At 70.7% G+C, this 21,676-nt stretch carries 22 protein-coding genes and 1 other RNA gene; 9 read left to right on the top strand and 14 right to left on the bottom strand.

All coding sequences use genetic code 11. The features are described 5' to 3' along the window. Positions 1-40: 40 nt before the first annotated feature. Entirely contained in the window at positions 41-1,096 is a 1,056-nt protein-coding gene (locus tag GRS48_RS06325; RefSeq protein ID WP_159484671.1) for a presenilin family intramembrane aspartyl protease PSH, read from the bottom strand. 95 nt (positions 1,097-1,191) lie between these two features. Here GRS48_RS06325 and GRS48_RS06320 point away from each other — a divergent pair, with 95 nt between their 5' ends. From GRS48_RS06320 to GRS48_RS06310, 4 genes are all read left to right on the top strand, one after another. Continuing rightward, positions 1,192-2,367 (top strand): MFS transporter, encoded by a 1,176-nt coding sequence (locus tag GRS48_RS06320; protein ID WP_321168321.1) that lies wholly within the window; start codon positions 1,192-1,194, stop codon positions 2,365-2,367. A gap of 33 nt (positions 2,368-2,400) precedes the next feature. After that, a complete protein-coding gene (locus GRS48_RS06315; RefSeq protein WP_321168320.1) occupies positions 2,401-4,770 on the top strand; it encodes an ATP-dependent DNA helicase in 2,370 nt (789 codons plus the stop codon). A 62-nt stretch (positions 4,771-4,832) separates the two neighbouring features. Continuing rightward, positions 4,833-4,985, top strand: coding sequence for a hypothetical protein (locus tag GRS48_RS15040; RefSeq protein WP_200840213.1), 153 nt, complete (start codon positions 4,833-4,835; stop codon positions 4,983-4,985). 81 nt (positions 4,986-5,066) lie between these two features. Further along, complete coding sequence (locus tag GRS48_RS06310; protein ID WP_159484669.1) at positions 5,067-5,990, top strand: inositol monophosphatase; 924 nt, start codon at positions 5,067-5,069, stop codon at positions 5,988-5,990. A 113-nt stretch (positions 5,991-6,103) separates the two neighbouring features. On the opposite strand, the gene GRS48_RS06305 is transcribed toward GRS48_RS06310, so the two are convergent. After that, the gene (locus tag GRS48_RS06305) at positions 6,104-6,208 is read right to left on the bottom strand and encodes a zinc ribbon domain-containing protein (RefSeq protein ID WP_159484667.1); all 105 of its coding nucleotides are present in this window, start codon (positions 6,206-6,208) and stop codon (positions 6,104-6,106) included. Between the two features lie 101 nt (positions 6,209-6,309). Here GRS48_RS06305 and GRS48_RS06300 point away from each other — a divergent pair, with 101 nt between their 5' ends. Next, the gene (locus GRS48_RS06300) at positions 6,310-7,593 is read left to right on the top strand and encodes an MFS transporter (protein ID WP_321168319.1); all 1,284 of its coding nucleotides are present in this window, start codon (positions 6,310-6,312) and stop codon (positions 7,591-7,593) included. Positions 7,594-7,696: 103 nt separating this feature from the next. On the opposite strand, the gene GRS48_RS06295 is transcribed toward GRS48_RS06300, so the two are convergent. From GRS48_RS06295 to ligA, 8 genes are all read right to left on the bottom strand, one after another. Beyond that, positions 7,697-8,416: a class I SAM-dependent methyltransferase gene (locus GRS48_RS06295; protein ID WP_159484665.1), complete on the bottom strand. Its 720-nt coding sequence runs from the start codon at positions 8,414-8,416 to the stop codon at positions 7,697-7,699. 100 nt (positions 8,417-8,516) lie between these two features. After that, positions 8,517-9,698 (bottom strand): NAD(P)/FAD-dependent oxidoreductase, encoded by a 1,182-nt coding sequence (locus GRS48_RS06290; RefSeq protein WP_159484663.1) that lies wholly within the window; start codon positions 9,696-9,698, stop codon positions 8,517-8,519. 198 nt (positions 9,699-9,896) lie between these two features. Further along, positions 9,897-10,715, bottom strand: coding sequence for a nucleoside phosphorylase (locus GRS48_RS06285; RefSeq protein ID WP_159484661.1), 819 nt, complete (start codon positions 10,713-10,715; stop codon positions 9,897-9,899). Continuing rightward, positions 10,712-11,158, bottom strand: a complete 447-nt coding sequence (gene cdd, locus GRS48_RS06280; RefSeq protein WP_159484659.1) for a cytidine deaminase — start codon at positions 11,156-11,158, stop codon at positions 10,712-10,714. The genes GRS48_RS06285 and cdd overlap by 4 nt, the downstream gene beginning before the upstream one ends. Positions 11,159-11,310: 152 nt before the next feature. Next, positions 11,311-11,958: a GNAT family N-acetyltransferase gene (locus tag GRS48_RS06275; RefSeq protein ID WP_159484657.1), complete on the bottom strand. Its 648-nt coding sequence runs from the start codon at positions 11,956-11,958 to the stop codon at positions 11,311-11,313. Between the two features lie 58 nt (positions 11,959-12,016). After that, positions 12,017-12,763, bottom strand: a complete 747-nt coding sequence (locus tag GRS48_RS06270; protein ID WP_159484655.1) for an MBL fold metallo-hydrolase — start codon at positions 12,761-12,763, stop codon at positions 12,017-12,019. A 133-nt stretch (positions 12,764-12,896) separates the two neighbouring features. Then, positions 12,897-14,045, bottom strand: coding sequence for a PAS domain-containing protein (locus GRS48_RS06265; RefSeq protein WP_159484653.1), 1,149 nt, complete (start codon positions 14,043-14,045; stop codon positions 12,897-12,899). Positions 14,046-14,071: 26 nt separating this feature from the next. Then, on the bottom strand, positions 14,072-15,853 hold the full coding sequence (ligA, locus tag GRS48_RS06260; RefSeq protein ID WP_159484651.1) for an ATP-dependent DNA ligase LigA: 1,782 nt from the start codon (positions 15,851-15,853) through the stop codon (positions 14,072-14,074). Positions 15,854-16,086: 233 nt separating this feature from the next. On the opposite strand from ligA, the gene GRS48_RS06255 reads away from it, so the two are divergent. Beyond that, a complete protein-coding gene (locus GRS48_RS06255; RefSeq protein ID WP_159484649.1) occupies positions 16,087-17,634 on the top strand; it encodes a hypothetical protein in 1,548 nt (515 codons plus the stop codon). A 69-nt stretch (positions 17,635-17,703) separates the two neighbouring features. Then, complete coding sequence (locus tag GRS48_RS06250; protein WP_159484647.1) at positions 17,704-17,916, top strand: hypothetical protein; 213 nt, start codon at positions 17,704-17,706, stop codon at positions 17,914-17,916. Between the two features lie 36 nt (positions 17,917-17,952). Here the strand turns inward: GRS48_RS06250 and ffs are convergent. The 4 genes from ffs to rocF form a co-directional block, all read right to left on the bottom strand. Then, an RNA gene (ffs, locus tag GRS48_RS06245) (signal recognition particle sRNA) lies at positions 17,953-18,264 on the bottom strand. Positions 18,265-18,430: 166 nt separating this feature from the next. Further along, positions 18,431-18,847, bottom strand: coding sequence for a hypothetical protein (locus tag GRS48_RS06240; RefSeq protein ID WP_159484645.1), 417 nt, complete (start codon positions 18,845-18,847; stop codon positions 18,431-18,433). Between the two features lie 96 nt (positions 18,848-18,943). Next, a complete protein-coding gene (gene msrB, locus GRS48_RS06235; protein ID WP_159484643.1) occupies positions 18,944-19,387 on the bottom strand; it encodes a peptide-methionine (R)-S-oxide reductase MsrB in 444 nt (147 codons plus the stop codon). A 204-nt stretch (positions 19,388-19,591) separates the two neighbouring features. Further along, positions 19,592-20,497: an arginase gene (gene rocF / locus GRS48_RS06230; protein WP_159484641.1), complete on the bottom strand. Its 906-nt coding sequence runs from the start codon at positions 20,495-20,497 to the stop codon at positions 19,592-19,594. A 172-nt stretch (positions 20,498-20,669) separates the two neighbouring features. Between rocF and GRS48_RS06225 the strand changes: the two genes are divergently transcribed. Together GRS48_RS06225 and GRS48_RS06220 are read left to right on the top strand one after the other, a co-directional pair. Next, complete coding sequence (locus GRS48_RS06225; RefSeq protein WP_159484639.1) at positions 20,670-20,912, top strand: hypothetical protein; 243 nt, start codon at positions 20,670-20,672, stop codon at positions 20,910-20,912. A gap of 150 nt (positions 20,913-21,062) precedes the next feature. Beyond that, on the top strand, positions 21,063-21,596 hold the full coding sequence (locus tag GRS48_RS06220) for an Rrf2 family transcriptional regulator (protein ID WP_159484637.1): 534 nt from the start codon (positions 21,063-21,065) through the stop codon (positions 21,594-21,596). The last annotated feature ends 80 nt before the right edge of the window (positions 21,597-21,676 follow it).

Genomic DNA, 21,676 nt, shown 5'->3' with positions numbered 1-21,676 from the left:
CGACCGTCCCGCCTGCGACGGGGTCCGGCGGTGGGTCGCTTCAGAGGAACGCCGCGAGCCCGACCGCCTCGAGCAGCGGGACGCCGGCGAGCACCGACCCCAGCAGGTAGCCGCCGATCGCGCCGCCGTTCAACAGGGGGAGGCCGGCGTGTGCCCGCCCCTTCATCACCCAGCTCATCAGGACGAGCAGGCCGGCGACGGTGCCGACCATCGCGAGCAGCGCGGGGAGGTTGAGCTCGATGAACGGGACCGCAAGCGCCGCCGCCGGGGAGAACGTCGCCGCGCTGGCGACCAACACCGCCGGGATCACCGCGTCGCCGAGCCCGATGAAGAACGCGTCGCGAGTCGGGTCGTCGACGCGGTCCTTGTCTTCCGTCACCTCGTCGTCTCCGTCGGCTACCGCACCGTCCGCATCGTCCGGGTCGCTTCCTCGGCTCTCTCCGTCCTCCTCTCCTCCGTCCTCCTCTCCCCCGTCCTCCCCTTCCCCGTCCTCGTGAACGCCAGCCGCCCCGCCGAAGTCGTCGTCGAGCAGCGAGTACGACAGCGACAGCGGGATCACCAACACCACGGGGATGTTGAGGTCCATCACGCCCTCAGCGAGCGACAGCATGTGCTCGGTGCCGTAGACGGAGATCGCGTCGTAGACGGCGAGAAACGAGAGCAGGATCAGCGCGGGGAGGAGCCCGAACGAGATCCCGAACAGGCCGGCCGCGCCCGCGCCCATCAACACCCCGGCGGTGTCGATGACGTACCACTCCGGATGGACGAGCAGGCCGACGGCGACCGCGAGCGCCGGCACCGTGGCGGCGACCGGCGAGACGAGCGCGGCGAACACGTACCACGAGAGCCACGCGGAGACGCCGACGATAAGCAGCCGGACCGCCCGGTCGAACTCGTAGCGGAACGCGAGCAGCATCAGCCCGGTCATGACGAGGATCGCGACGATGTACAACAGACTGTTTGTCGGGTTCTGCGGGTCCTCGACCGGTTGGTACCCGCTCGCTGCGAACTCGGGGACCAGCGCCAGCGCGCCGATCTGCACGACGACGAACAGCGCGACCGCGAAGGCGACGCCGCGGTACTCGCGGGGGAACATCTGGATCGTCGTTCGCGATCGGGGGCTTTCGTCCTTGCGCTTCCGGGCCGACCCGGTTCGCAACGCTTGATACCCGTCGCCGCGCACTCTCGCGGGTGACCCGCCGCCTCTTCGGAACCCTCTGCGGGCTCGTCTTCCTCGTCAACCTCGGGCGCGTCGGCTTCGCGCCGCTCGTGCCGACGATCGGGACCGAGTTCGCCGCCAGCACCGCGGTCGTCGGCTCGGTGACGACGCTCGTCTGGGTCGGCTCCGCGCTCCCGCGGATCCCGGTCGGCTACCTGCTCACGAAGGTGCCGCGCCACTACGTCGTGCTCGGCTCCGGCGTCGCGCTCGCGCTCGCCGCCGCGTTCACCGGCTCCGCCGACACGATCCGGCACCTGCAGGCGGGCGCGCTGCTGCTCGGGCTCGCCTCCGGCGCGTACTTCGTCGCCGCGGTCCCGCTGATCGCCGAGCTGTTCCCGGGCGCCCGGGGACGGGCGATCGGTATCCACGGAGCCGCGAGCCAGCTCGCCGCGGTCGTCGCCCCCGGCGTCGTCGTCGCCGTGCTGCTCGTCGCCGGCTGGAGCGTCGTCTTCTACCTGCTCGCGGCCGCCGCGCTCGTCGTCACCGCGCTCGTCCTCCTCGCCGTGCGCCGCGATCCGCTCCCCGAATCGGCGGGGGCCGATCGGGACTTCCGGTCCGCGCTCGCGTACTGGCCGGTCATCCTCGTGGGGGTCGCGATCGTCGCCACGCCGGGGTTCGTCTGGCAGGGCGTGTTCAACTTCTACGTCACCTATCTCGTCGGGACGAAGGGCGTCTCACAGGGGTTCGCGAACGCCCTGCTCACCGTCGTCTTCGCCGCCGGGCTCCCCGCGTTCTGGTTCGGGGGGCGGCTCGCCGACCGGCTCCCGCACGTCCCGTACCTGCTCGCGATCATGGCGTCGTTCGCGGTCTCCCTCGGGATCCTCGTCCTCGCGGAGGGCGCCGTCGCGCTCCTCCTCGTCACGGCGCTGTTGGGGGTCGTCATCCACGCGCTGTTCCCCGCCATCGACACGTTCATGTTGGAGTCGTTGCCCGCCGACAGCCGCGCGAGCGCGTACGCCGTCTTCAGCGGCTGCGCGATGTTCCTCGAGGCGACCGGCAGCGGCGCGATCGGGGTCGCCGCCGACCGGACGAGCTTCGACGCCGCCTTCCTCGTCGGCGCCGTCGGCGTGGTCCTCGTCGCGGCCGTCATCGGCGTCCTGCACGCGACCGGGCGACTCCCCGGCGGCCGGGTCGACGCGCCGCTCTGAAGGTTTAAACCCGGTCGGGGACAACCCGGGATCGTGACCGACGCGCCGCCGTGGGCCGACGTCTTCGGCCACGAGGAGCCGTACCCCGAACAGGCCGACGGCATCGACGCCGCCGTCGACGCCGCCGCGGAGGGCGGGTTCCTCGCGCTCGAAGGCGCCTGTGGGACCGGCAAGACGATGCTCGCGCTCACCGCGGGGCTCGACCGCGTCCGAGACCCCGACTCGCCGTTCGAGCGCGTCCTCGTCCTCACCAGCGTCAAACAGCAGCTCCGTCAGTTCGAGACGGACCTCGCGACGATCAACCGGAACCTCCCGGACGGCTACGACCCCATCTCCGGGCTGACGCTCGTCGGCAAGGCCGACGTCTGCCCGTACGCTCGCGAGAACCGCGGCGGCGTCGACCGCGGGAACGTGTACGAGCGCTGTGAGGGGCTCCGCGAGCGGACGCGCGGCCTCGTCGGCGAGGGCGGATCGACGACGACGTCGAACCTCGTTAGCGAGGCGCGCAGCCAGCAGGTCGGGCTCCTCGACTCCGGCTCGACCGGCGGAAACCCCTCCGGCGGCGGAACTGGCGAGGGCCCCGCCGCGGACTACCTGACGGTCGACGGCGAGCCGACCCCGTACCGCCCCGACACCGAGACGTTCCGCGACGTCGAGTTCTGCCCCTTCTACGCCGGCTTCCTCGACGACCTCCCCGAGGACGGCGACCCGGCGGAGGCGGTCCCGTTCGACCTCACCGACCGCGGCCACGTCGGACCGGACGAGCTCGTCCGGCTCGCGGCCGGCCACGGCTCCTGTCCGCATTCGATCATGGGCGCGCTCGTCCCCGAGGTCGAAGTGGTCATCGGCAACTACTACCACGCGTTCGACCCGATGACGACGTCGACGTTCACCGGCCCGCTGCTCGACGAGTCGACGTTCGTCGTCTGCGACGAGGCGCACATGCTCGAACCCCGCGTCCGCGACCTCGTGAGCGACGCGGTCGCCGACGCGAGCCTGCGGGACGCCGAGGCCGAACTCACTCGGGTCGTCCAGCCGGTCGAGTTCGAGAGCACGGGCGCGGCGACCGACGACGCCGACCTCGTCCGCGGCGAGCTGGCCGACAGCGACGTCACCGTCGAGGAGGTCTCTCGCGTCCGGGCGTTCTACCGTGACCTCCGCGAGGAGCTGGACCGGCGCGTCACCGACCACCTCGACCGCGAACGCCCCGACTGGCGGGCGGCGATGCGCGAGCTCGAGGACGGGGAGATCCCTCTTCGGGACCCCGAGGAGCCCGCCGAGGACGCGATCACGACGTGGGCGCGCCGCGAGGGATACGACGACCGCGTGTGGGCCCGGACCGCGGCGGTCGGCGCGGTCGTCAAGCGGGTGCTCGACTCGCTCGAGGACGACGACAAACGGCGGGCCGCACCGGGCGTCGGGCGCACGCTCAACGCGTGGTACCGGGAGGGACACGAGGAGTTCTTCCGCGCCATCGACCTGGAGCGAACCGTCGACGAGACCGCGCCCCCGGACTCCTGGCGGCGCGCGTACAACGCGAGCCTCGCGCTGTACAACTGCCTGCCCAGCGAGCCGATCGGCGAGCGTCTCGCCGAGTTCGGCGGCGGGGTGTTGATGAGCGCGACGCTCGAACCGATGGCCGTCTTCCGGGAGGTGACGGGACTCGACCACCTCGAAGCGAGCGGTCGACCGGTCGTCGAGCGGACGTACGGGCTGACGTTCCCGGCGGAGCATCGTGCGAGCTTCGCGGTCGACGCGCCGAAGTTCACCCACGGGAACCGCGGCGCTCCCGGCGAGGAGAACGGAACGCGGGTGGCGTACCTGGACGCGGTGGCCCGGATCGCCGCCCGCGAGGGGAACGTCCTCGTCGGCACCCCGAACTACGCCGAGGCGTCCTGGATGGCCGCGGCGCTCGCGGACCGGATCGGGAAGCCGATCCTCCTCGACGAGTCCTCCGGCGACCGCGAGACGGAGTCGCTGAAGGACGACTTCTTCTCGGGCGACGGGAAGGTCCTCGTCACGAGCCTGCGCGGCACGCTCACCGAGGGGGTCGATTACCGGGGCGACCGCCTCGCGGCGGCGGTCGTCTGCGGCGTCCCGATCATCAACACCGCTCGTCCCCGGACGCGGGCGGTAGTCGCCGCCTACGACCGTCGGTTCGACGCCGGGTTCGAGACGGCGCTCACGGTCCCCGCCGTTCGGAAGGCCCGGCAGGCGGTCGGCCGGGTGATTCGCGGCCCTGACGAACGGGGGGTGCGGGTGCTTCTCGACGCTCGATACGCCCGTGACTCGTGGAACGGGGTTCGGGGGTACCTCCCCGAACACGAACGCGAGGAGTTCCAGCCGGTCAGCACGGACATGCTCGGGTTCGCGCTCGATCGGTTCGACTCGTCGACCGACTAACGCGGCGTTAGCGGGCCATCAACGGGTCCATAACTATGGGGGTAACGGGCCCTTGTCTGGGTATGCCAACCACTGATCGGCGAGGACGGTTCCACGTCGTCTGTCGCGCGTGCCGGACGGAACGGGTGCTTCGCTGCCCGGACGAGGCGGAGTCGTTCGCCGACGCACACGCGTCGGAGACGGGCCACTCCATCGTGTTCGACCGGGTCGAGTGACGAGCGACCGAAGCCCCTCCTCTTCGGCTCGGCCGCGGCGATCCCGATAGGGTTTCCCGACGCGCCGTCACAGCGACGCGTATGGAGAACGAACGGCTCGTCGACGCGCTGGACGCGGCCGCGGCGGCGGGCGCGGCGGTGGCGCTCGAGGGGTTCCGGACGGACCTGGACGTGGAGACGAAGACCGGGCGGTTCGACCGGGTGACCGCGGTCGACCGGGCGGTCCAGCGTCGCGTCCGCGAGTCGCTCGCGGCGGCCTCGGACGCCCCGTTCGTCGGCGAGGAGGAGGACGCGCGCAAACGCGTCCCGGACCGGGGCCCGGCGTGGGTCGTCGACCCGATCGACGGGACGAACAACTTCGTCGGCGGCGGCCCGATCTGGGCGGTCGCGGTCGCGGCGACGCGGGACGGCGAGCCGGTCGCCGCGGTCACGCGGCTCCCCGTCGTCGGCGACGCCTACGTCGTCGGGCCGCCCGGGCCGGACGCTGCGGCGGACGGAGGTGCGGCGAATGAAGGTGCGGCGAACGAAGGAACGGCGTCGCCCGCGGACGACGTCGCCGACGCGGTTCCTCGACGGAACGGCGACCCGATCCGGGTCAGTGACCGGTCGGATCCCGGCTCGCTCACGATCAACCCGATCTTCGGCTTCTCAGACCGTCATCGCCGGCACCACCGTCGAGTGATGGAGACGGTGTTCGACTCGTTCGGTGACTTCCGGCGGATCGGCTGCGCGCAGGCCGCGCTGGCGAGCGTGGCGAGCGGCGAGGTCGACGCCGCGGTGTCGACCGTCGAACTCTCGCCGTGGGACACGGTCGGCGGGGTCAGGCTCGTCAGGGCCGCCGGCGGGAGGGTGACTGACGTCCACGGCGACCGCTGGCGGCCGGGTGCGACGGGGCTCGTCGCCTCGAACGGGCGTGCACACGGTGCGTTGGTCGAGGCGTTCGACGCCGACGCTGACGGCGAGGTCGACACCGCTGACGCCGACGCGGAACCGAACGGGTCGTGAGTCCCGGCCGGTCAGTGTTTGGTCCCCTCGCGACGCTCGCGTCGGGGACGTTGTTCCGGCGACGGGACGTGTCATTCGGGACACGGGACGCGTCGCTCCAGCCACGAGGCGTGTCACTCGGGCAGCCGCGTGCCACAGTCGGGGCACGCGTCGTCGAGCCGCGTGGCCGGCGCGTCACACGCCGGGCAGAACCGTCGGTCGCAGGCGGGGTCGCCCATACAGCCACGGTCGACGGCCACGGTGAAAAGTCGTGGGCTCGCCCCCGGCGTGGCCGCCTCCGAACCGGAATCGCTTTGCGACCGGTGGGCGGGGTTCGATCGTGAGCAACGCCGACAAGCGGTCGCAGTTCTGGTCGCTCTACCTCACCCGGTTCGCCGAGGGGTTCGGGTTCGTCACCTTGCTGGTCCTGCTGCCGACGTACATCAACACGCTCGATCCGCAAGCGACCACGGTGCTCGGCGTCACCGTCAGCGCGGGGCTGATCATCGGGATGTACACGACCGGGTACACGCTCGCACAGACCGCGGCCGTGATCCCGTTGGCGTGGGCCGGCGACCGGTTCGACAAGCGGACCGTCCTCCTCGTCGTGCTCGCGCTCGGGGCCGGTGTGTACGCGCTGTTCCCGCTCGTCGACTCGTCCGGCTCGTTCATCGCGATCCGCGCGCTTCAGGGACTCGTCGTCACCGGGGCGTCCTTGATGACGCTGTCGCTGGTCGGCCAGATCGCCGACGTGGGGACGCGTGCGGACAAGATCGGGAAGGCGAACGCCGCCTCCTTCGCCGCCTCCATCGTCGGATCGCTGTCGGCCGGCGTGGTGTACGACATGGTCGGGTTCGGTCCCGTCTTCACGGCCATCACCGGGATGATGGTGCTCGCGTGGGTCGTCACGTGGAGCTTCCTCGACGACGACGAGACGCGGATCGAGGGGTTCCCGTTCTCCGATCTCGCGGTCAACCGGAAGATCCTCACGATAACGAGTTTCCGGGTCCAGTACTCCTTCGCCGTGACGATGGTCCGCACGTGGATCCCGATCTACGCCGGCACGTCGATGCTCGCGGGCGGGCTCGCGGTCGGCGCGACCGCGGTCGCGATCACGGTCACCGCCGAAAAGGGGACGAACATGGTCGGACAGCTGTTCACCGGACGGCTCTCCGACGGCTACGGCCGGTCGTTGTTCGTCTTCGCCGGCGGCGGCGCGTACGGGCTGATCGCGCTCGCGATCCCCTTCGCGCCCGCCATCGGCGGCCTCCTCGGAGCCGACGTGACGCTCCCGTTCCTCGGCGACCTCCCGCCGGCGTACCTCCCGCTTGTCGCGCTCTCGGGGCTGCTCGGCGTCGCCGACTCCTTCCGCGAGCCGGCCAGCATGGCGCTGTTCGCCGACGAGGGGACCGACGAAGGCGGGATCGCCTCCAGCTTCGGCATCCGCGAGCTCGTCTGGCGGCCCGGCTCGGTCGCCGGACCGCTGATCGCCGGCTGGTTGATGGTCGAGGTGAGCATGGACGCGGTGTTCTACGTCGGCGGGGCGTTCGCGATCACGGGCGTGCTCGCGCTCCTCGCGATCTTGGCGCACGACCACGGTCGGGAGGCGTTGACGACGTGGTAGCGGCCCGACTCCCGCCGTCGTTACTCCGTCCGTAAGGCCCCACCGAGTCACTCCTTCAGTAGGACGGCCTGCGGCCTCATTCCTTCCGTAGGGCTCCGCCGTGTCACTCCTTCCGTAGGGCGGCCCGGTAGTGGTACGCGTTCCCGTCGTCGCCACGGACCACGTCGGCGACCGTCCAGCCGGTCCCGATCGCGGCCTCCCGGAGCCGGTCGGGGCTGAACAGCCGAAGCTGGTAGATCGGGTCCCGATCGCCGTCGTACTCGAAGTACATCACTCGGTGTGCGAGTCCCGGGGTCGGGTCGTGGCGGTAGCCGATCAGGTCGGCAGTGGCGGGGTGGTCCGGGTCGTAGCAGTCGACGACGGCGGTCGCGTCGGGCGTCGTCACGTACGCGAGATCGCCGAGGAACGCCGAGAGCCCCCGCATCGACCCCGCGAGCCCGAGCTGGGTACCGTTCGACAGCGCGGAGCGGAACCGGTCCCGGGCGAACGTCTCTCGGAGCGCGAACATGTCTCCCTCGCGCGCGTCGTCGACGCCGCGTTCCCGCATCGTCTCGACGAGCGCGGGGCTGGGCTCGATCGCCACCGTCTCGAACCGTCGCTGGAAGTGGAGCGCGTGTCGCCCCGTCCCGGCCCCGAGGTCGACGAGCGGCCCCTGCAGCCACGACGACAGCCACTCGTGGAGTCCCGTCGACGGGTCGAAATCGGCGAAGTAGTACGACTCGATGGGGTGTTCGACGGTCTCGCACCCGTCGCGGTGGAGGAGCGGTTCGGTTCGCTCCCCGCGGTGGTGATCGCGGATCGCCCGGCCGAACGCGTCGGTCATACCGACACGGTCGCTCCCCGGATACGAAAAAGTCGTGTGAGAGGCGATAGCAGGTCGCTAGCGGCCCGGACCGGCCCTCATGAGCTGATGTTCGGACGACCTACATGTCGCCGAACGCGCTGATCCCTCGACCGGTCGAGGAGACCTTCGCGATCCAGCGGGTGGCGATGGCCTTCTTCAACAGCTTCGCGGGCGTGCCGCCGAACGTCGATATCGGCATCCCCATCACGTCGTGGGCGACCGCCTTCTCGCCGACCGAGACGACGGTCCCCTTGTCCTCGTGTCGCCACGACTGTAGCGGCGCGCCGCGGGCGGCCCGCGCGAGGTTCTCGCCGGCGACCTCCGCGGCCTGCCAGGCGGCCTGTGCGGTCGGCGGGGCGACCTCGTCGTCGCCCTGGTCGACGAGGGCGGTGTCGCCGATCGCGAACACGCGCTCGTCGCTCGTGGTGAAATCGGAGCCGGCGTACACGCGGTTCGAGCGCTCGTCCTTGTCGATCTCGACGTTCCGCATCTCGTCTTGGCCGGTGATGCCGCCGGTCCAGATCAGGACGTCGTGAGGGAGCTTCGTCGGGTCCTCGCCCTCGCCGCCGCCGAGGAAGACGTGCTCCTCGTCGGCCTGCGAGATGAAGTCGCCGGTGAGGATCTCGACGTCGGCCTCCGCCAGCCGCTTGCGGAGCGCGCCCTGGATCTCGGGGTCCTGCCCCGGGAAGATCTCGTCCATCCCCTCGATGAGCGCGATGTCGATCGGCGCGCGGTGTTTGTCGCGGTACTCGGCGATCTCGCCGGCGGTCTGGATGCCCGAGAGGCCCGCCCCGCCGACGAGCACCTGTGCGGGGTCCGACTGGGTCGCCTCCGCGGCGGCCGCGCGGACGTCGTCGTGGATCGCCTTCGCGTCGTCGAGTCCCTTCAGCTGGTGGGCGTTCTCCTGGAGCCCGTCGATGCCGAAGAAAGCGGTCGAGGAGCCGACCGCCAGCAGGAGGTAGTCGTAGTCGACGGTCGTCCCGTCGTCGGTCTCGACGGCCCGCTCGTCGACGTCGACGTCGACGACCCGGCCCTGCACGAAGTCGGTTTCGGGCGACTTGATCTCCTCGACGGGGATCGTGATCTTCTCCTCGACGGACGGGTTCCGGATCGCCCGGTGGACCTCGTGTAAGACGAGGTGGTAGTCGTGTTCGGCGATCCAGGTGAGTTCGGCCTCCCCCTCGCCGACCTCGTCTTCGAACGCCTTCACCGTCCCCGCACCGGCGTACCCGGAGCCGACGACGACGACCTGAGTAGTCATGCGTGTCGGTCGGCAGTCCGTGGATAAAGACGCTTTGAAACCGTTCCCGGTCCCCGGTCATCGTTCATCGAGGATCCGCGATCGAAGCGGGATCCACGCGATCGGTTTTGCGACGTTCGTTCCGGGACGCGAAGACGCGTCAGCGGGGGCGACGCGAAGACGCGTCGGTGAGGGCGACGCGCCATCGAGGACGACGCCTTATAAGGTGAGCCCCGCATGCCACCGGTCCGCGCCGGCCTCGCGTTTGACCTCGTCCATCCGCGCGAGCAGCGCCACCGCCAGGCTCGCGGTCTCGGCCGCGCGCGACTCGCCCTCGGTTCGGAACTCGCCGGTCACGCGGTTGGCGTACACCGAACAGACCGCGCCCGCGCGCAGCCCGTACACGTTGGCGACCGTGAGGATGGACGACGCCTCCATCTCGACGTTCTTCACGTTCGCGGCCTGAAGCTCCTCGACGAGCGCCTCGGAGCCGGCCGCGCGGAACCCCTCGAAGCCGGGGCGACCCTGCCCCGCGTAAAAGGAGTCGGCGCTCATCGTGATCCCGGTGTGGTAGTCGTGGCCGAGCCGCTCGGCGGCGGCGACGAGCGCCGAGACGACCTCGCCGTCCGCGGTCGCGGGGTAGTCCTCGCGCACGTACTCGTCGCTCGTCCCCTCCTGGCGGACGGCCCCGGTCGTGATCACGAGGTCGCCGACCTCCATCCCCCGCTGGATCGCCCCGCACGAGCCGACCCGAATGAACGTGTCGACGCCGACCCGCGCCAGCTCCTCGACGGCGATGGTGGCGGACGGCGAGCCGATCCCGGTCGACGTCACGGAGATCGGAGTGTCGTCGTACGTCCCCGTGGCGGTGCGGTACTCGCGGTGGTGTGCGACCTCCTCGTGGTCGTCCCACAGCGCCGTGACCTTGTCGACGCGCTCGGGGTTCCCCGGGAGGAGGACGGCGTCGGCGACGTCGCCGGGACCGACCTCGACGTGGTACTGGACCTCCGCGTTCGGGTCCTCGCTGTCCCCGGTCATTCCCCCGACTCCTCCGCCTTCGTCTCCGTTTCCGCTTCCGACTCCGCCTTCGCGTCCTCCAGCGTCGCGAGCGAGATCGTGTTCGGCAACAGCTCGTCGAGGGTGTACGCGGTCGTCTCCCCGTCGCCCTCGTCACAGACGACCTCGAGGTCGCCGTCGGCGAACTCCGCGAGCGTCTGCCGGCACATCCCGCAGGGGGTGACGCCGTCGCGGACGCCGGAGGTGACGGCGATCCGCTCGAACCCGTCGTGGCCGTTCTTCACCGCCTCCGCGACCGCGACCTCCTCGGCGTGGAGGCTGTTCGAGTAGTTCGCGTTCTCGATGTTACAGCCCGTGTACACGGTGCCGTCGGCGGTCAAGAGCGCGGCACCGACCCGGTAGTCGGAGTACGGGACGTAGGCGTCCGCCAGCGCGTCGCGGGCGGCACGTATCAGTGGGTCCATACCCCGCGGATCGGACGGGACGCCGATAAGTGGCCGGGTCGGCGGTCGCCGGCCGCCGTCGCTTGTCGGTGCCTTATATATACTGCCGTCACCTGTCGATGTCCTGTTTATATATCGCCGTCACCTGCCGGTATCGTACTTATACGTCGCCGTCACCTGCCGGTATCGTACTTATACGTCGCCGTCTCCGGGTCGATCCCGAAGTCCTCCGGCGATTCGGTCGCGTCCGGCTCGTCCGCGTCGGTGCCCGGCGTTGCCGATTTAAACGCCTCGCGGAGGCGGTCGGTCATGGCGAACTCGTCGACGTCGATCCGGAGCCCGACGACGTCGTCCGAGACCGTCTCGCGCTTCTCCCCGAGCCGGTCGACCAGCACGGCGGGCAGCGCGTCGTCGGCGACGGGATCGAACCCGAACTGCGCCAGGTAGTCGGGCTGGTCCGTGAGGACGTAGACGGCCTCGAAACCGTCCGCAGCGGCGGTGTCGACCAGCCGCTCGATGACGTGTGCGCCGACGCCACAGCCCCGCCACGTCTCGAGAACGCCGATCCCGGTGAGTTCGATGACTTCCCCGTCGGCGTCAGCGTCCTCGCCGGCGTCCCGGTCCCCGTCGGCGCTCCCGTCAGCCGCGTCGCTCCGGGGCTTGTGGATCCGCAGCCGTCCGAAGCCGGCCCGGTCGCCCGACTCCTGGTCGACCGCGATCACGTAGTCGCGCGAGCGGAAGGCGGCCTCGTCGAGGCCCATGCGCTCGATCTCGTCCAACAACCACGCCTCGTCCCGGTTCTTGGCGTCGCGGACGTACATGTCCGGGCGTAGGGCTCCCACCGGGAAAACGATTCCCCGCGCTCCGGGGACGCGCCGCCTACTGGTTCGCGGAGCGCTCGTCGAGCGCGACCGGGATCGAGCGCGCGGCGACGTCGGCGGCGAACGCCCCGCCGTCCGCCGCCAGCGCGTCGAACGTGTCGTAGTGGATCGGGACGACGAGGTCCGGCCCCATCCGCTCGGCCAGGGCGGCGGTCTCGTGGCGGTCCGAGACGATCCCGCCGCCGCCGATGTTGCCGAGGAAGAGGTCGACCTCGAGCTCGGCGAAGCCGTCGAGCGCGTCCGAGTCCCCCGGCCAGAAGACGGTCCGGTCCCCGATCGACAGGAGGAACCCGCAGCCGAAGCCCGGCGGGTGCGGGACCGAGCCGTCCTCGTCGGCACAGGGGCCGTCGGGCTCGTTGTGGGCGGGCACCGACCAGACGGTCGCGTCGAGGGACGCGCCGTCGACGCGGGATCCGACGTCGACGCGCGACTCGTCGTCGACGCGGACGACGTCGTAGTCGGCCGCCAGCGCCTCGATCGACTCCACGTCGCGGTCGATCCCCGCGGGGTCGACGGCCTCGTAGATCACGAGCGTCGCGTTCGCGGCGGCGACCGAGCGGATCCCGTCCGAATCGTAGTGGTGGTCGTGGGTGACGACGACGAGGTCGCCGTCGCGCGCCCAGTAGTCGTCCAGCACGCCGTACCGCCCCGGGTCGGTGTACGCGACGAACCCGTCGTCGGTCTCGACGCGCGCGGTCGCGTACCCGAGCCACTCGACCGTGAGGCCGTCGTAACGAACGGTCATACCCGACGATCCGTCCACGAGCCCTTGAGAGTGCCCATCGATCGGGGCACGTCGTGTCAGTACGCCCCATTCTCCTCGGCTACCGATCCGTCCTCGGCTACCGATCCGCCCCAGGTTACCGATCCCTCCCCGGCTACCGACCACTTGCCCCCGTCGCCCGTGCCGCGTCCTCGACGACGGCGTCGAAAGCCGGATACCCCTCCCGACCGGTCACGTCGCGGATCACGGAGAGGTGTCGCCCCTCGACGACGTTCGGCGTTGCCGCGAACTCGACGACGCGACGGCCGCCGTCGGCCCGAACCAACGGGAAGAGCCCGCGGTCCCGGTCGGACGTGCGGAACCGCGCCCAGGCGGCGGCGACGTCGTACTCCGGCGGGGCGAACTCCTCGATCGAGCGCCCGACGAGGTCGTCGACGCTCCCGACGCCGGCCAGTTCGACCGCGGCCGCGTTGACGTCGACGTACCGCCCGTCGTCGTCGGCGATCAGCATCGCGTCCATCGCACCGCCGAAGACGGCCTGGAACAGTCGGTGGCGCTCGTGTCGCTCCGTGACGTCGCGGGCGAACACGGACAGCCCGGCCGCGATCGGGTACGCCCGGACGTCGTAGTGTGTCCCGTCGACCTCCGCCTCGAAGGCGACGACCTCCCCCCGGTCAAGCGCCCCCTGGATCGCCCGTTCGAAGGCGGTGTCGTCGGTCCGCGCGAACGTGTCGAGTCGACGGCCGAGCGCCTCCTCGCGTCCGCGCCCGAACAGTCCTTCCGCCGCGCGGTTGCAGTAGACGACGTGTCGGTCGGGGTTGAGAACGAAGACGGCCTCCGAAACGTCGTCGAGCATCGACGGCGTCCGCTCGCGCGCCTCGGCCCTGCGCTGTCGATCGCGTCGGTCGAGGACGGCACGGCGCACTCGGGCCGCGAGCAGATCGGTCGCCCCGTGGGCGTCGGCCGGGACGTAGTCCACGTGCTCCCTCGCGAGGAGTTCACGCAGCGTCCCTCCCGAAAGCCCCTCAGCGTACACGACGATCGGCACCGCGTGATCGGCCTCGATGAGCGTCTCGACCGACCCGATCACGCCTTGGCCCCCTGCGGCCGCAACCACGACGACGTGGACCGGGACCGCGTCGGCGGGATGCTCGTCGCGGTCGCGGTCGCGGAGCGCCGCGACCGCCTCCGACGCGGTTTCGACGGACACGAGGTCGCTCGTGACGGACCCGAGCGCGTCGCCGGCCGCGGCTCCGCGCTCCGCGTCTGCGGCGACGATCACGACGGTCGGATCCGATCCCATCGTGTCCCGTACGACGGCCACCCCTTTCAATTATCGCCCCGGCGATCCGGACCGGCGTCGGTGCCTTCGGCGAGCCGCTCGACTCGGTCGAGGGTGTCCGCGTCGTCGACGTCCTTGTCCTCCCGGACGCCGACGAACCGGGGGAACCGAAGCGCGTAGCCCGACGCGTACGTCGGCGACGTCTGTATCTCCTCGTAGCCGACCTCGAAGACGACTTCGGGACGGAAGCTGACCGTCGTTCCGGAGCCATCGACGACGGACGGTTCGAGCCGGTCGGTCAGCGCGGCGAGCTCGGCGTCGGAGATCCCGGTCGCCACCTTCCCGATCGGCTGGTAGTCGTCGCCGTCGCGTACCGCAAGCAGGAAGGTTCCGAACAGCTCCGCGCGCCGCCCCTCGCCCCACTCCGCGCCGACGACGACCGCGTCGAGCGTCTCCACGTCGGGCTTCCGCTTCAGCCAGCTCCGCCCGCGGTCGCCCGGGGTGTACGCCCCGGCCGGGTCCTTCAGCATGATCCCCTCGTGACCCGCCTCCAGCGCCGCCGCCTCGATCCCCTCGATCGTCGGGGCGTCGTCCGCGATCCGGAGCGTCCCGGCCGCGTCGGGGACGGCCTCGACGAGCGCGTCGTGGCGGGCCCGGAGCGGCTCGTCGAGCAGGTCGTCCCCGTCGAGATGGAGGCAGTCGAACGCGTGTAACTCGAGCGTGACCGCCTCTCGCATCCGATCGACGTCGTGTTTCCGACGGAACCGGCGGAGCACCTCCTGAAACGGGAGGGGATCGCCGTGCTCGTCGACGGCGATCGCTTCGGCGTCGAGGATGACCGGGACGTCGACCCGGTCCGCGACGTACTCGACGATCTCCGGCAGCGCGTCGGTCACGTCGTCCATGTTCCGCGAGTACAGCCGCGGCCCGAGCCCCTCCGCCGGGGTCGACCCGTCCGGTGGGGAGCGGTCCGGCGGGACGTAGTGTACCTGCACGCGCGCCCCGTCGAACTTCGTTTCGACGGCGACCGAATCGAACTCCGCGAGCGCGTCGCCCGCGGTCCCCGCCTGTGCCAGCATCGCCTGGACCGGCCGACCCACGACGAGTCGCTCCTCGCGGAGCCCGTCAACGCCCTCCTCGCGGGCCAGCGTCGCCACGTGGCCGTAGTCGTTCGTCACCTGCAGCGCGCGCTCGACGACCGAGACGTCCGCGTCGGTGGCGTACGTGACGGGGACCTCCTCAGCGTCCTCGTCGGGGATCGTCCCACGGTCGGCGAGGAACGCCTCCGCGATCGCGTCCCGGACGGTCCCCTCGCCGACGCCGATCCGCATCTCCCCGAGCACGAGCCGTGCCAGGGCCGTCGCCTCGGCGGGCTCGGACCGATTGAACAGCCCGAACAGGGCCTCCACCTTCCGGGACTCGCTGCCGTCGCCGTCGGCCGCCGCCAGCTCGCGGAGGGTCGCGTCGACCTCGGCGACGGTGAGCCCGTCGGTCCCGCCCGCGAACGCCGACAGCCCCCGCTGGCCGCCGAACTCGTAGTCGGCGGCGACCGCGCCGATCTCGCCCACCGCCGCGAGCCGCGCCTCGACGTCGGACCGTCCGACGTTCGGGCCGGCCGCGCGGGCGATCGCCTCGTGGCAGGTCGCGGGCCCGACGTCGAGCGTTCGGGTGTCGTGGGCGGGGAAGACCCGGCCGAGCAGGAACCGGGTCACGGTCGCCAACTCGTCGTCGGCGCGGACGAACAGCGCCGCGACGGCCGCCGTCGTTTCGAGGTCCGCGGGCTCGGCCTCCAGCCGCTCCATTCGGTCCGCGAACGCCGAGAACTCCATATCACGGATCCGCCATCCGGGCTCAAAAGCGCCCCGATGCGGGTGGGGGTCAGCGGAGGTGCGCTGTCGGCGGAGGTGCACTGTCGGCGGAGGTGCGCTGTCGGCGGAGGTGCACTGTCGGCGGACGTGCGCTGTCGGCGGATATGCGCTGTCGGTGGACGTGTGCTGGTGTCACGCCCCGAACCGGTCGACTGTCGCCGCCCTTTTTACTGTGCGGGGCCGTCGACCGGGCAATGAGCACCGACTCGCCGATCTCGGACGGCGTTCGTGAGGCCCTCGACGTCGACCTGGACGCGTTCGCCACGCGGGCCGCCGACGAGGCCGAGGTCGTGAAACGCGGGATCCGGGACGGCGCGTTCGACAACCAGCAGTCGATCGTCGGCTTCGAGTACGAGTTCTACGCCGTCGCCGACGGACGCTGGAGCGAGGAGTCGCGCGCGGGCGATTACGCCCTGATGCGCGTCCCTCGGCGGCTGTTGGAGCTGATGGGGTTCGAGAAGGAGCTCGGGCTCCACAACGCGGAGATGTCGACGAGCCCGCAGCCGCTGTCGGACCACGGCCTGCGCGCGCAGCTCGCGGAGGTCCGTGCCCGGCTGGAGGCCGCCGAGGAGACCGCGGGCGTCGAGGGAATGCGGCTCGTCTCCGACGGCGTCTGGACCATCCCGCCGGCCGGCGAGACCGCCCGCGACTACCTGACCGACAGCGTCGACGTCGACGGCGTCACCGTCGCCGCGAACATGAGCGACTCCGTGCGGTATCACGCGATGGCGAACACGGACACCGAGGGCTCCGGCGAGGTCCGTCTGGAGGCCCCCGGCGTGTCGCTGCCGGCCGACACGGTGATGCCCGAGAGCCTGATCACGTCGATCCAGCCGCACTACCAGACGGCGCAGGCGGCGGCGCTCCCGCAGTACTTCCGGTACGCGCTCCGGGTCGCGGGGCCGCTGCTCGCGCTCGGGGTCAACTCGCCGTTCTTCCCGCCCGACCTCTACGACGAGGAATGGGACGGCGAGCGCGTCCTCGCGGAGGGCGCCCACGGCAACCGGATCCACGTCTTCGAGTCCGTTCTCAACGCCCGCACCGACGCCGATAAGGTGTGTTTCCCGGCGGACCTCCACGACGTCGAGGAGGCGGTCGACCGGATCGCCGGCGACGAGACGATCGTCCCGATGCCCGACGACGACGGCTCGAGCCGGTTCGACGACGCGTTCGCGACGTTCCGAACCAAACACGGCACCTACTGGCGGTGGGTTCGCCCGGTGTTCGAGGGATCGAGCCGGTCGAGCGCGAACGCCAGGATCGAGTTCCGTCCGATCGCCGCCCAGCCGACCGTCCGCGACTCCATCGCGTTCCAGGCCGCCTTCGCCGGGCTGATGGAGGCGCTCCCGCGCCACGAGCACCCGGTCGCCGGCCTCGACTGGACGGTCGCCCGCGACAACTTCTACCGCGCGGTCGCCGACGGCCTCGACGCCGACCTCGAGTGGATCGCGACCGACGGCGAGCGCACGCACGACACCGAACGGCTCTACGGGGACCTGCTCGACCACGCCGCCGCCGGCCTGCGGACGGCCGGCTGCTCGGCGTCCGAGGCGGCCTCGTGGCTCGCGCCGCTCCGCTGGCGCGTCGAGAACGGCGTCACGCCCGCGAGCTGGAAACGCGATCGGGTCCGGTCACGGCTCGCCGCGGGCGAGACGTTCACCGAGGCGGTCCACGGCACCCAACGCGAGTACATCGGCGTGCAGGCCGACACGCTCGTCGAGGGCGGCTTCTCGGAGTGGTGAGGTCGTCGAAGGCCGCCGCGATCGCCGCCGATACCAGTCTTTTTGCGTGACCCGGCGGAAGCCCGGATAGTGCCCTCCCTGATCCCACGGATCCGGTTCGACGAGCACCTCGGCCGACTGCTCCTGTTGACGCTGGTTTTCACGGTGTTGCTCACCGAGGGACGGGTCCTCGGCGAGGTGTTCCTCGCCGCCCTGCTCTCGATCGGGGTGTTGGTCCTTCTCACCGCGTACCACGGCTTCCGGTACGGGTACGTCGAGGCGAAGGTCGGAAACGGGCGGTAAAACGGTCGCTCTCGGGAGTCTGAAAACGCGTATGAATGGTGGACGAGCGGGCTTGCCCGGCGTTCCGACACGGGGTATCCCGGTTGCCTTCTCCACCCCGCGATCCGACGAGCGACTGGCGTCCGGCGATGGGCTGCTCGCTTCCGCGCCTGACCCGTTACCGCCGACGAACCACGACGGACCGCTCCTGCGAGCGGGCGCAGTGGGCCGCTGTCCCCGTCGGACGAGGCTTCCACGTTGGCTCCCGAGGCCCGTGCCGGTCTGACCGGACGTGCCCGGTGTTCGGTCCCCGCTGAAGACTGCCTCACGGGTGACGAGCGGGGCCTAACCGCCCGACCTAGTCCACCCAAGCGTACACGGGTGCTACTTAAGGGCCTTTCGCTCGCGCGCTCCGACGTCGCGTCCGGGTCGATCGGTTACGGTCGTTCGATCGTCGTCCTCCGATCGTCGTCCTCCGATCGCCCTCCGTCACCCGTGAACGGGCTCGGCCCTCACGCGATCCGATCCCGAACTGCTACGCGAACAGATCCCGTGCGTACAGTCCAGCACAGACCGGGATCGGGAGGGACGTCGCGACCACGACGGGCGCGTGCCACTCCAGCCACCGGTACTCCTGCGGGAAGCTGAACAGCACGGTCGGGTCGATGGCGAGGTACCAGACGACCGCGAGGAGGCTCGTCGCGACCCCCAACACGACGACGACCCCCGCGAGCGTTCCGGGGTCAACGTTCCCGCGTTCGACGGAAGCGAAGACGACGGCGCTCACGAGCGCGAACAGCCCCACCCCGGCAGCCCCCACGGGCCCCGAGGCGTAGTAGGCGACGAGCAGTCCCTCCTGCTCGGAGACGACCGCGTACGGCGCGGCGAGCACGAGGACCGTGGCGAGACAGGCGACGATCCCCGCCCTCCGTGCGAAGTCGCGAACGTTCATATCCGACCGTCGGCCGGCGGCGCGGTAAAAGGTCCGGATCCGTCGTTCGCGTGCCTCGGTCTCGACGGGGCGACCCGAGGCGGGTGGCGGCGGAACTCAGGCGTCGTCGTCGAACGCCATCGCGACGGAGTTGATACAGAAGCGCTTCCCGGTCGGTTCCGGCCCGTCGTCGAACACGTGTCCGAGGTGGGAGTCGCAGTTCGCACACCGGACCTCGGTGCGGCGCATCCCGTGGCTCGTGTCGAGCGTCTTCGTCACCGACCCGTCCTCGGCGGCGTAAAACGCGGGCCAGCCGCAGCCGGACTCGTACTTCGTCGCCGAGTCGAACAGGACCGTACCGCAGGCGGCACAGCGATACGTCCCGTCCGCCTCGTGGTCCACGAACTCCCCGGAGAAACGGGCCTCCGTCCCGCTCTCGCGTAACACCCGGTACTGCTCGTCGGTGAGTCGGTCTCGCCACTCCTCGTCGGTGAGATCGGCCGAGTCAGCCGGGCCGGATCCTTCGGTTCGGTCGACGTCCGCGGGTTTCCCGTCGCTCATACCCACCCTTCGGCTCGGACGGATAAGGCGGTTGTGCCGGTCACGCCGCGGTTCGGAGTCTCCGTTCGTGATCGGTCTCCGTTCGCGATCGATCTCCGTTCGCGATCGATCTCCGTTCGCGATCGGGCCCCTTCGTTGCGTGTTCCTTCGGGGCGTCCCTCTTGGCGGTGTGTCGCCTCGTTGCGCGCCCGCTCTGTCAATCCCTTATAACACGCGTTTTCCGAACGCGCTCGCGGCGAGCTCCGTCGCGAGCTCCGCCGTCTCGTTGTGCTGGTCGAGCGTCGGGTTCACCTCGACGAGCTCCATCGACCGCAGACAGTCGGCCTCGTGGACGATCTCCATGGCGGTGTGTGCCTCGCGGTAGGTGACGCCGCCGCGGACGGGGGTCCCGACTCCGGGGGCTTCGTGGGGATCGAGCCAGTCCAGATCGAGGCTGACGTGGACGCCGTCGACGCCCTCACTGGCCGCGGCCATCGCCTCCTCGGTGACGTCCGTGATCCCCCGTTCGTCGATGTCGGACATCGTGTAGGCGGTGAAGCCCCGCTCGCGGATCAGCTCGACCTCCGCCTCGTCGACCGACCGGAGGCCGACGAGGACGACGTTCTCGGGCGAGAGCCGCGGGGCGTTGGCCCACTCGACGCCCGCGAACTCGCCGATCCCGAGCGCGGCCGCCAGCGGCATCCCGTGGACGTTCCCCGAGGGGGTCGTCCCGGGCGTGTTGAGGTCGGCGTGCGCGTCGAACCACACCGCACCGATGTCGGCCTCGCGGGCGGACCCGACGAGCGAGCCGATGGCGATGGAGTGGTCGCCGCCGAGCGCGAGCGGGGTCTCGCCCGCCGAGAGGCTTCCGGAGACCTCGTCGGCGAGCCGGCCACAGACGTCCGCGGTCTCCCGGAGGAACTTCGCGTCGCCGGCGCTGGGCGGCTCCGCGTCCGGGTCGCGCTCCTCCGCGCGCGGCACGTGGAGGTCGCCGGCGTCGACCGCCTCGACCCCGGCGTCCGACAGTTCGTCCGCGAGCCCGCCGTATCTGATGGCGGAGGGGCCCATGTCGACCCCACGTCGATTGGCTCCGTAGTCGGTCGGCGCGCCGATGATCCTGACTGTTCGCATACGTGATCGGGCGAGACGCGACCGCTTCAAGGTGGGGGATCCGCGCTGTTCGGGAGGGTGTCCGTCGGTTCGGAACGATGTCCGCCGGTTCGGGAGGATCCAACCGACTCGAGAGCGACCCTCCGGGTCGACGATCCGACACGGTTTCGTCGGGTCGCCCCCAGCGACGCGTATGGGAGGGACGGACGGCGACGGACGGGACATCGATCCGAAAAACGTCGATCCGGGAGACATCGACCCCGCCGGCGCGATGATCGCGGTCGCGTTCACCGGCGCGGTCCTCGCGCTGGCCGGGTTCGGCCTCTCGCTCGTCGTCGGCGACGCCGCGCTCGTGTTCGTCGTCCTCGGGGTCGTCGTGGTGCTCTCGAGCCCGGTCGCGTACCTCCGGTTCCGTGAGCTTCGGTCCGGGGAGTGAAGTCCGGACCACGAATCACGCGGGAAGGGAGTGCTCGACAGGGATCACGAGGCAGCGGGCGAGGGAACGGCGAAGCGGACGGAACCGGTCGGGCCACGGTTTAAACGACGTTCCATCGGGTTTAAGCGGGATGGCCCTGTAATTCGACGTATGTCATCGATCGAGCTCACGTCGAGTCAGAAAACCATACTCACGGCGCTCATTAACCTGTACGGCGAGGAGGAAGACGCCGTCAAGGGCGAGGCGATCGCCGAGGAAGTCGACCGCAACCCCGGGACGATCCGGAACCAGATGCAGAGCCTGAAGGCCCTCCAGCTGGTCGAGGGCGTCCCCGGCCCGAAGGGCGGCTACAAGCCGACGTCGAACGCGTACGAGGCGCTCGACATCCAGCGGATGGACGAGCCCGCCGACGTCCCGATCCAGCACAACGGCGAGAACGTCGAGGGAGTCAACGTCGACGGGATCGACCTCTCCAGCGTCCACCACCCCGAGCTGTGCCGCGCCGAGATCCACGTCCAGGGCTCCGTCCGCGACTTCCACGAGGGCGACTCGGTCACGGTCGGCCCGACCCCGCTTTCGAAGCTCGTCGTCAAAGGCACCGTCGACGGGAAAGACGACACCGCGAACGTCCTCATCCTCCGGATCGACGACATGCGCGCCCCGGCCGAGGAACCCGCGCACTGACCGGATCCGGACCGATCACCGACCCGGTTCATCCCCGAAGCGATCCGTCTCGACCGCCGAAGCGATCCTTTTCTGTGCGT

Source organism: Halorubrum sp. JWXQ-INN 858, assembly GCF_009806985.1.
Lineage (GTDB): Archaea > Halobacteriota > Halobacteria > Halobacteriales > Haloferacaceae > Halorubrum.
Note: the sequence above shows the minus strand (reverse complement) of the source record. Positions and strands in the feature narration are given on the sequence as shown.

Excerpts from the sequence above, each read along its gene's own strand:
- GRS48_RS06325 (WP_159484671.1), bottom strand. The coding sequence starts at position 1,096 with ATGTTCCCCCGCGAGTACCGCGGCGTCGCCTTCGCGGTCGCGCTGTTC.
- GRS48_RS15040 (WP_200840213.1), top strand. The coding sequence starts at position 4,833 with ATGCCAACCACTGATCGGCGAGGACGGTTCCACGTCGTCTGTCGCGCG.
- GRS48_RS06310 (WP_159484669.1), top strand. The coding sequence starts at position 5,067 with ATGGAGAACGAACGGCTCGTCGACGCGCTGGACGCGGCCGCGGCGGCG.
- GRS48_RS06305 (WP_159484667.1), bottom strand. The coding sequence starts at position 6,208 with ATGGGCGACCCCGCCTGCGACCGACGGTTCTGCCCGGCGTGTGACGCG.
- GRS48_RS06295 (WP_159484665.1), bottom strand. The coding sequence starts at position 8,416 with ATGACCGACGCGTTCGGCCGGGCGATCCGCGATCACCACCGCGGGGAG.
- GRS48_RS06290 (WP_159484663.1), bottom strand. The coding sequence starts at position 9,698 with ATGACTACTCAGGTCGTCGTCGTCGGCTCCGGGTACGCCGGTGCGGGG.
- GRS48_RS06285 (WP_159484661.1), bottom strand. The coding sequence starts at position 10,715 with ATGACCGGGGACAGCGAGGACCCGAACGCGGAGGTCCAGTACCACGTC.
- cdd (WP_159484659.1), bottom strand. The coding sequence starts at position 11,158 with ATGGACCCACTGATACGTGCCGCCCGCGACGCGCTGGCGGACGCCTAC.
- GRS48_RS06275 (WP_159484657.1), bottom strand. The coding sequence starts at position 11,958 with ATGTACGTCCGCGACGCCAAGAACCGGGACGAGGCGTGGTTGTTGGAC.
- GRS48_RS06270 (WP_159484655.1), bottom strand. The coding sequence starts at position 12,763 with ATGACCGTTCGTTACGACGGCCTCACGGTCGAGTGGCTCGGGTACGCG.
- GRS48_RS06265 (WP_159484653.1), bottom strand. The coding sequence starts at position 14,045 with ATGGGATCGGATCCGACCGTCGTGATCGTCGCCGCAGACGCGGAGCGC.
- ligA (WP_159484651.1), bottom strand. The coding sequence starts at position 15,853 with ATGGAGTTCTCGGCGTTCGCGGACCGAATGGAGCGGCTGGAGGCCGAG.
- GRS48_RS06255 (WP_159484649.1), top strand. The coding sequence starts at position 16,087 with ATGAGCACCGACTCGCCGATCTCGGACGGCGTTCGTGAGGCCCTCGAC.
- GRS48_RS06240 (WP_159484645.1), bottom strand. The coding sequence starts at position 18,847 with ATGAACGTTCGCGACTTCGCACGGAGGGCGGGGATCGTCGCCTGTCTC.
- msrB (WP_159484643.1), bottom strand. The coding sequence starts at position 19,387 with ATGAGCGACGGGAAACCCGCGGACGTCGACCGAACCGAAGGATCCGGC.
- rocF (WP_159484641.1), bottom strand. The coding sequence starts at position 20,497 with ATGCGAACAGTCAGGATCATCGGCGCGCCGACCGACTACGGAGCCAAT.
- GRS48_RS06225 (WP_159484639.1), top strand. The coding sequence starts at position 20,670 with ATGGGAGGGACGGACGGCGACGGACGGGACATCGATCCGAAAAACGTC.
- GRS48_RS06220 (WP_159484637.1), top strand. The coding sequence starts at position 21,063 with ATGTCATCGATCGAGCTCACGTCGAGTCAGAAAACCATACTCACGGCG.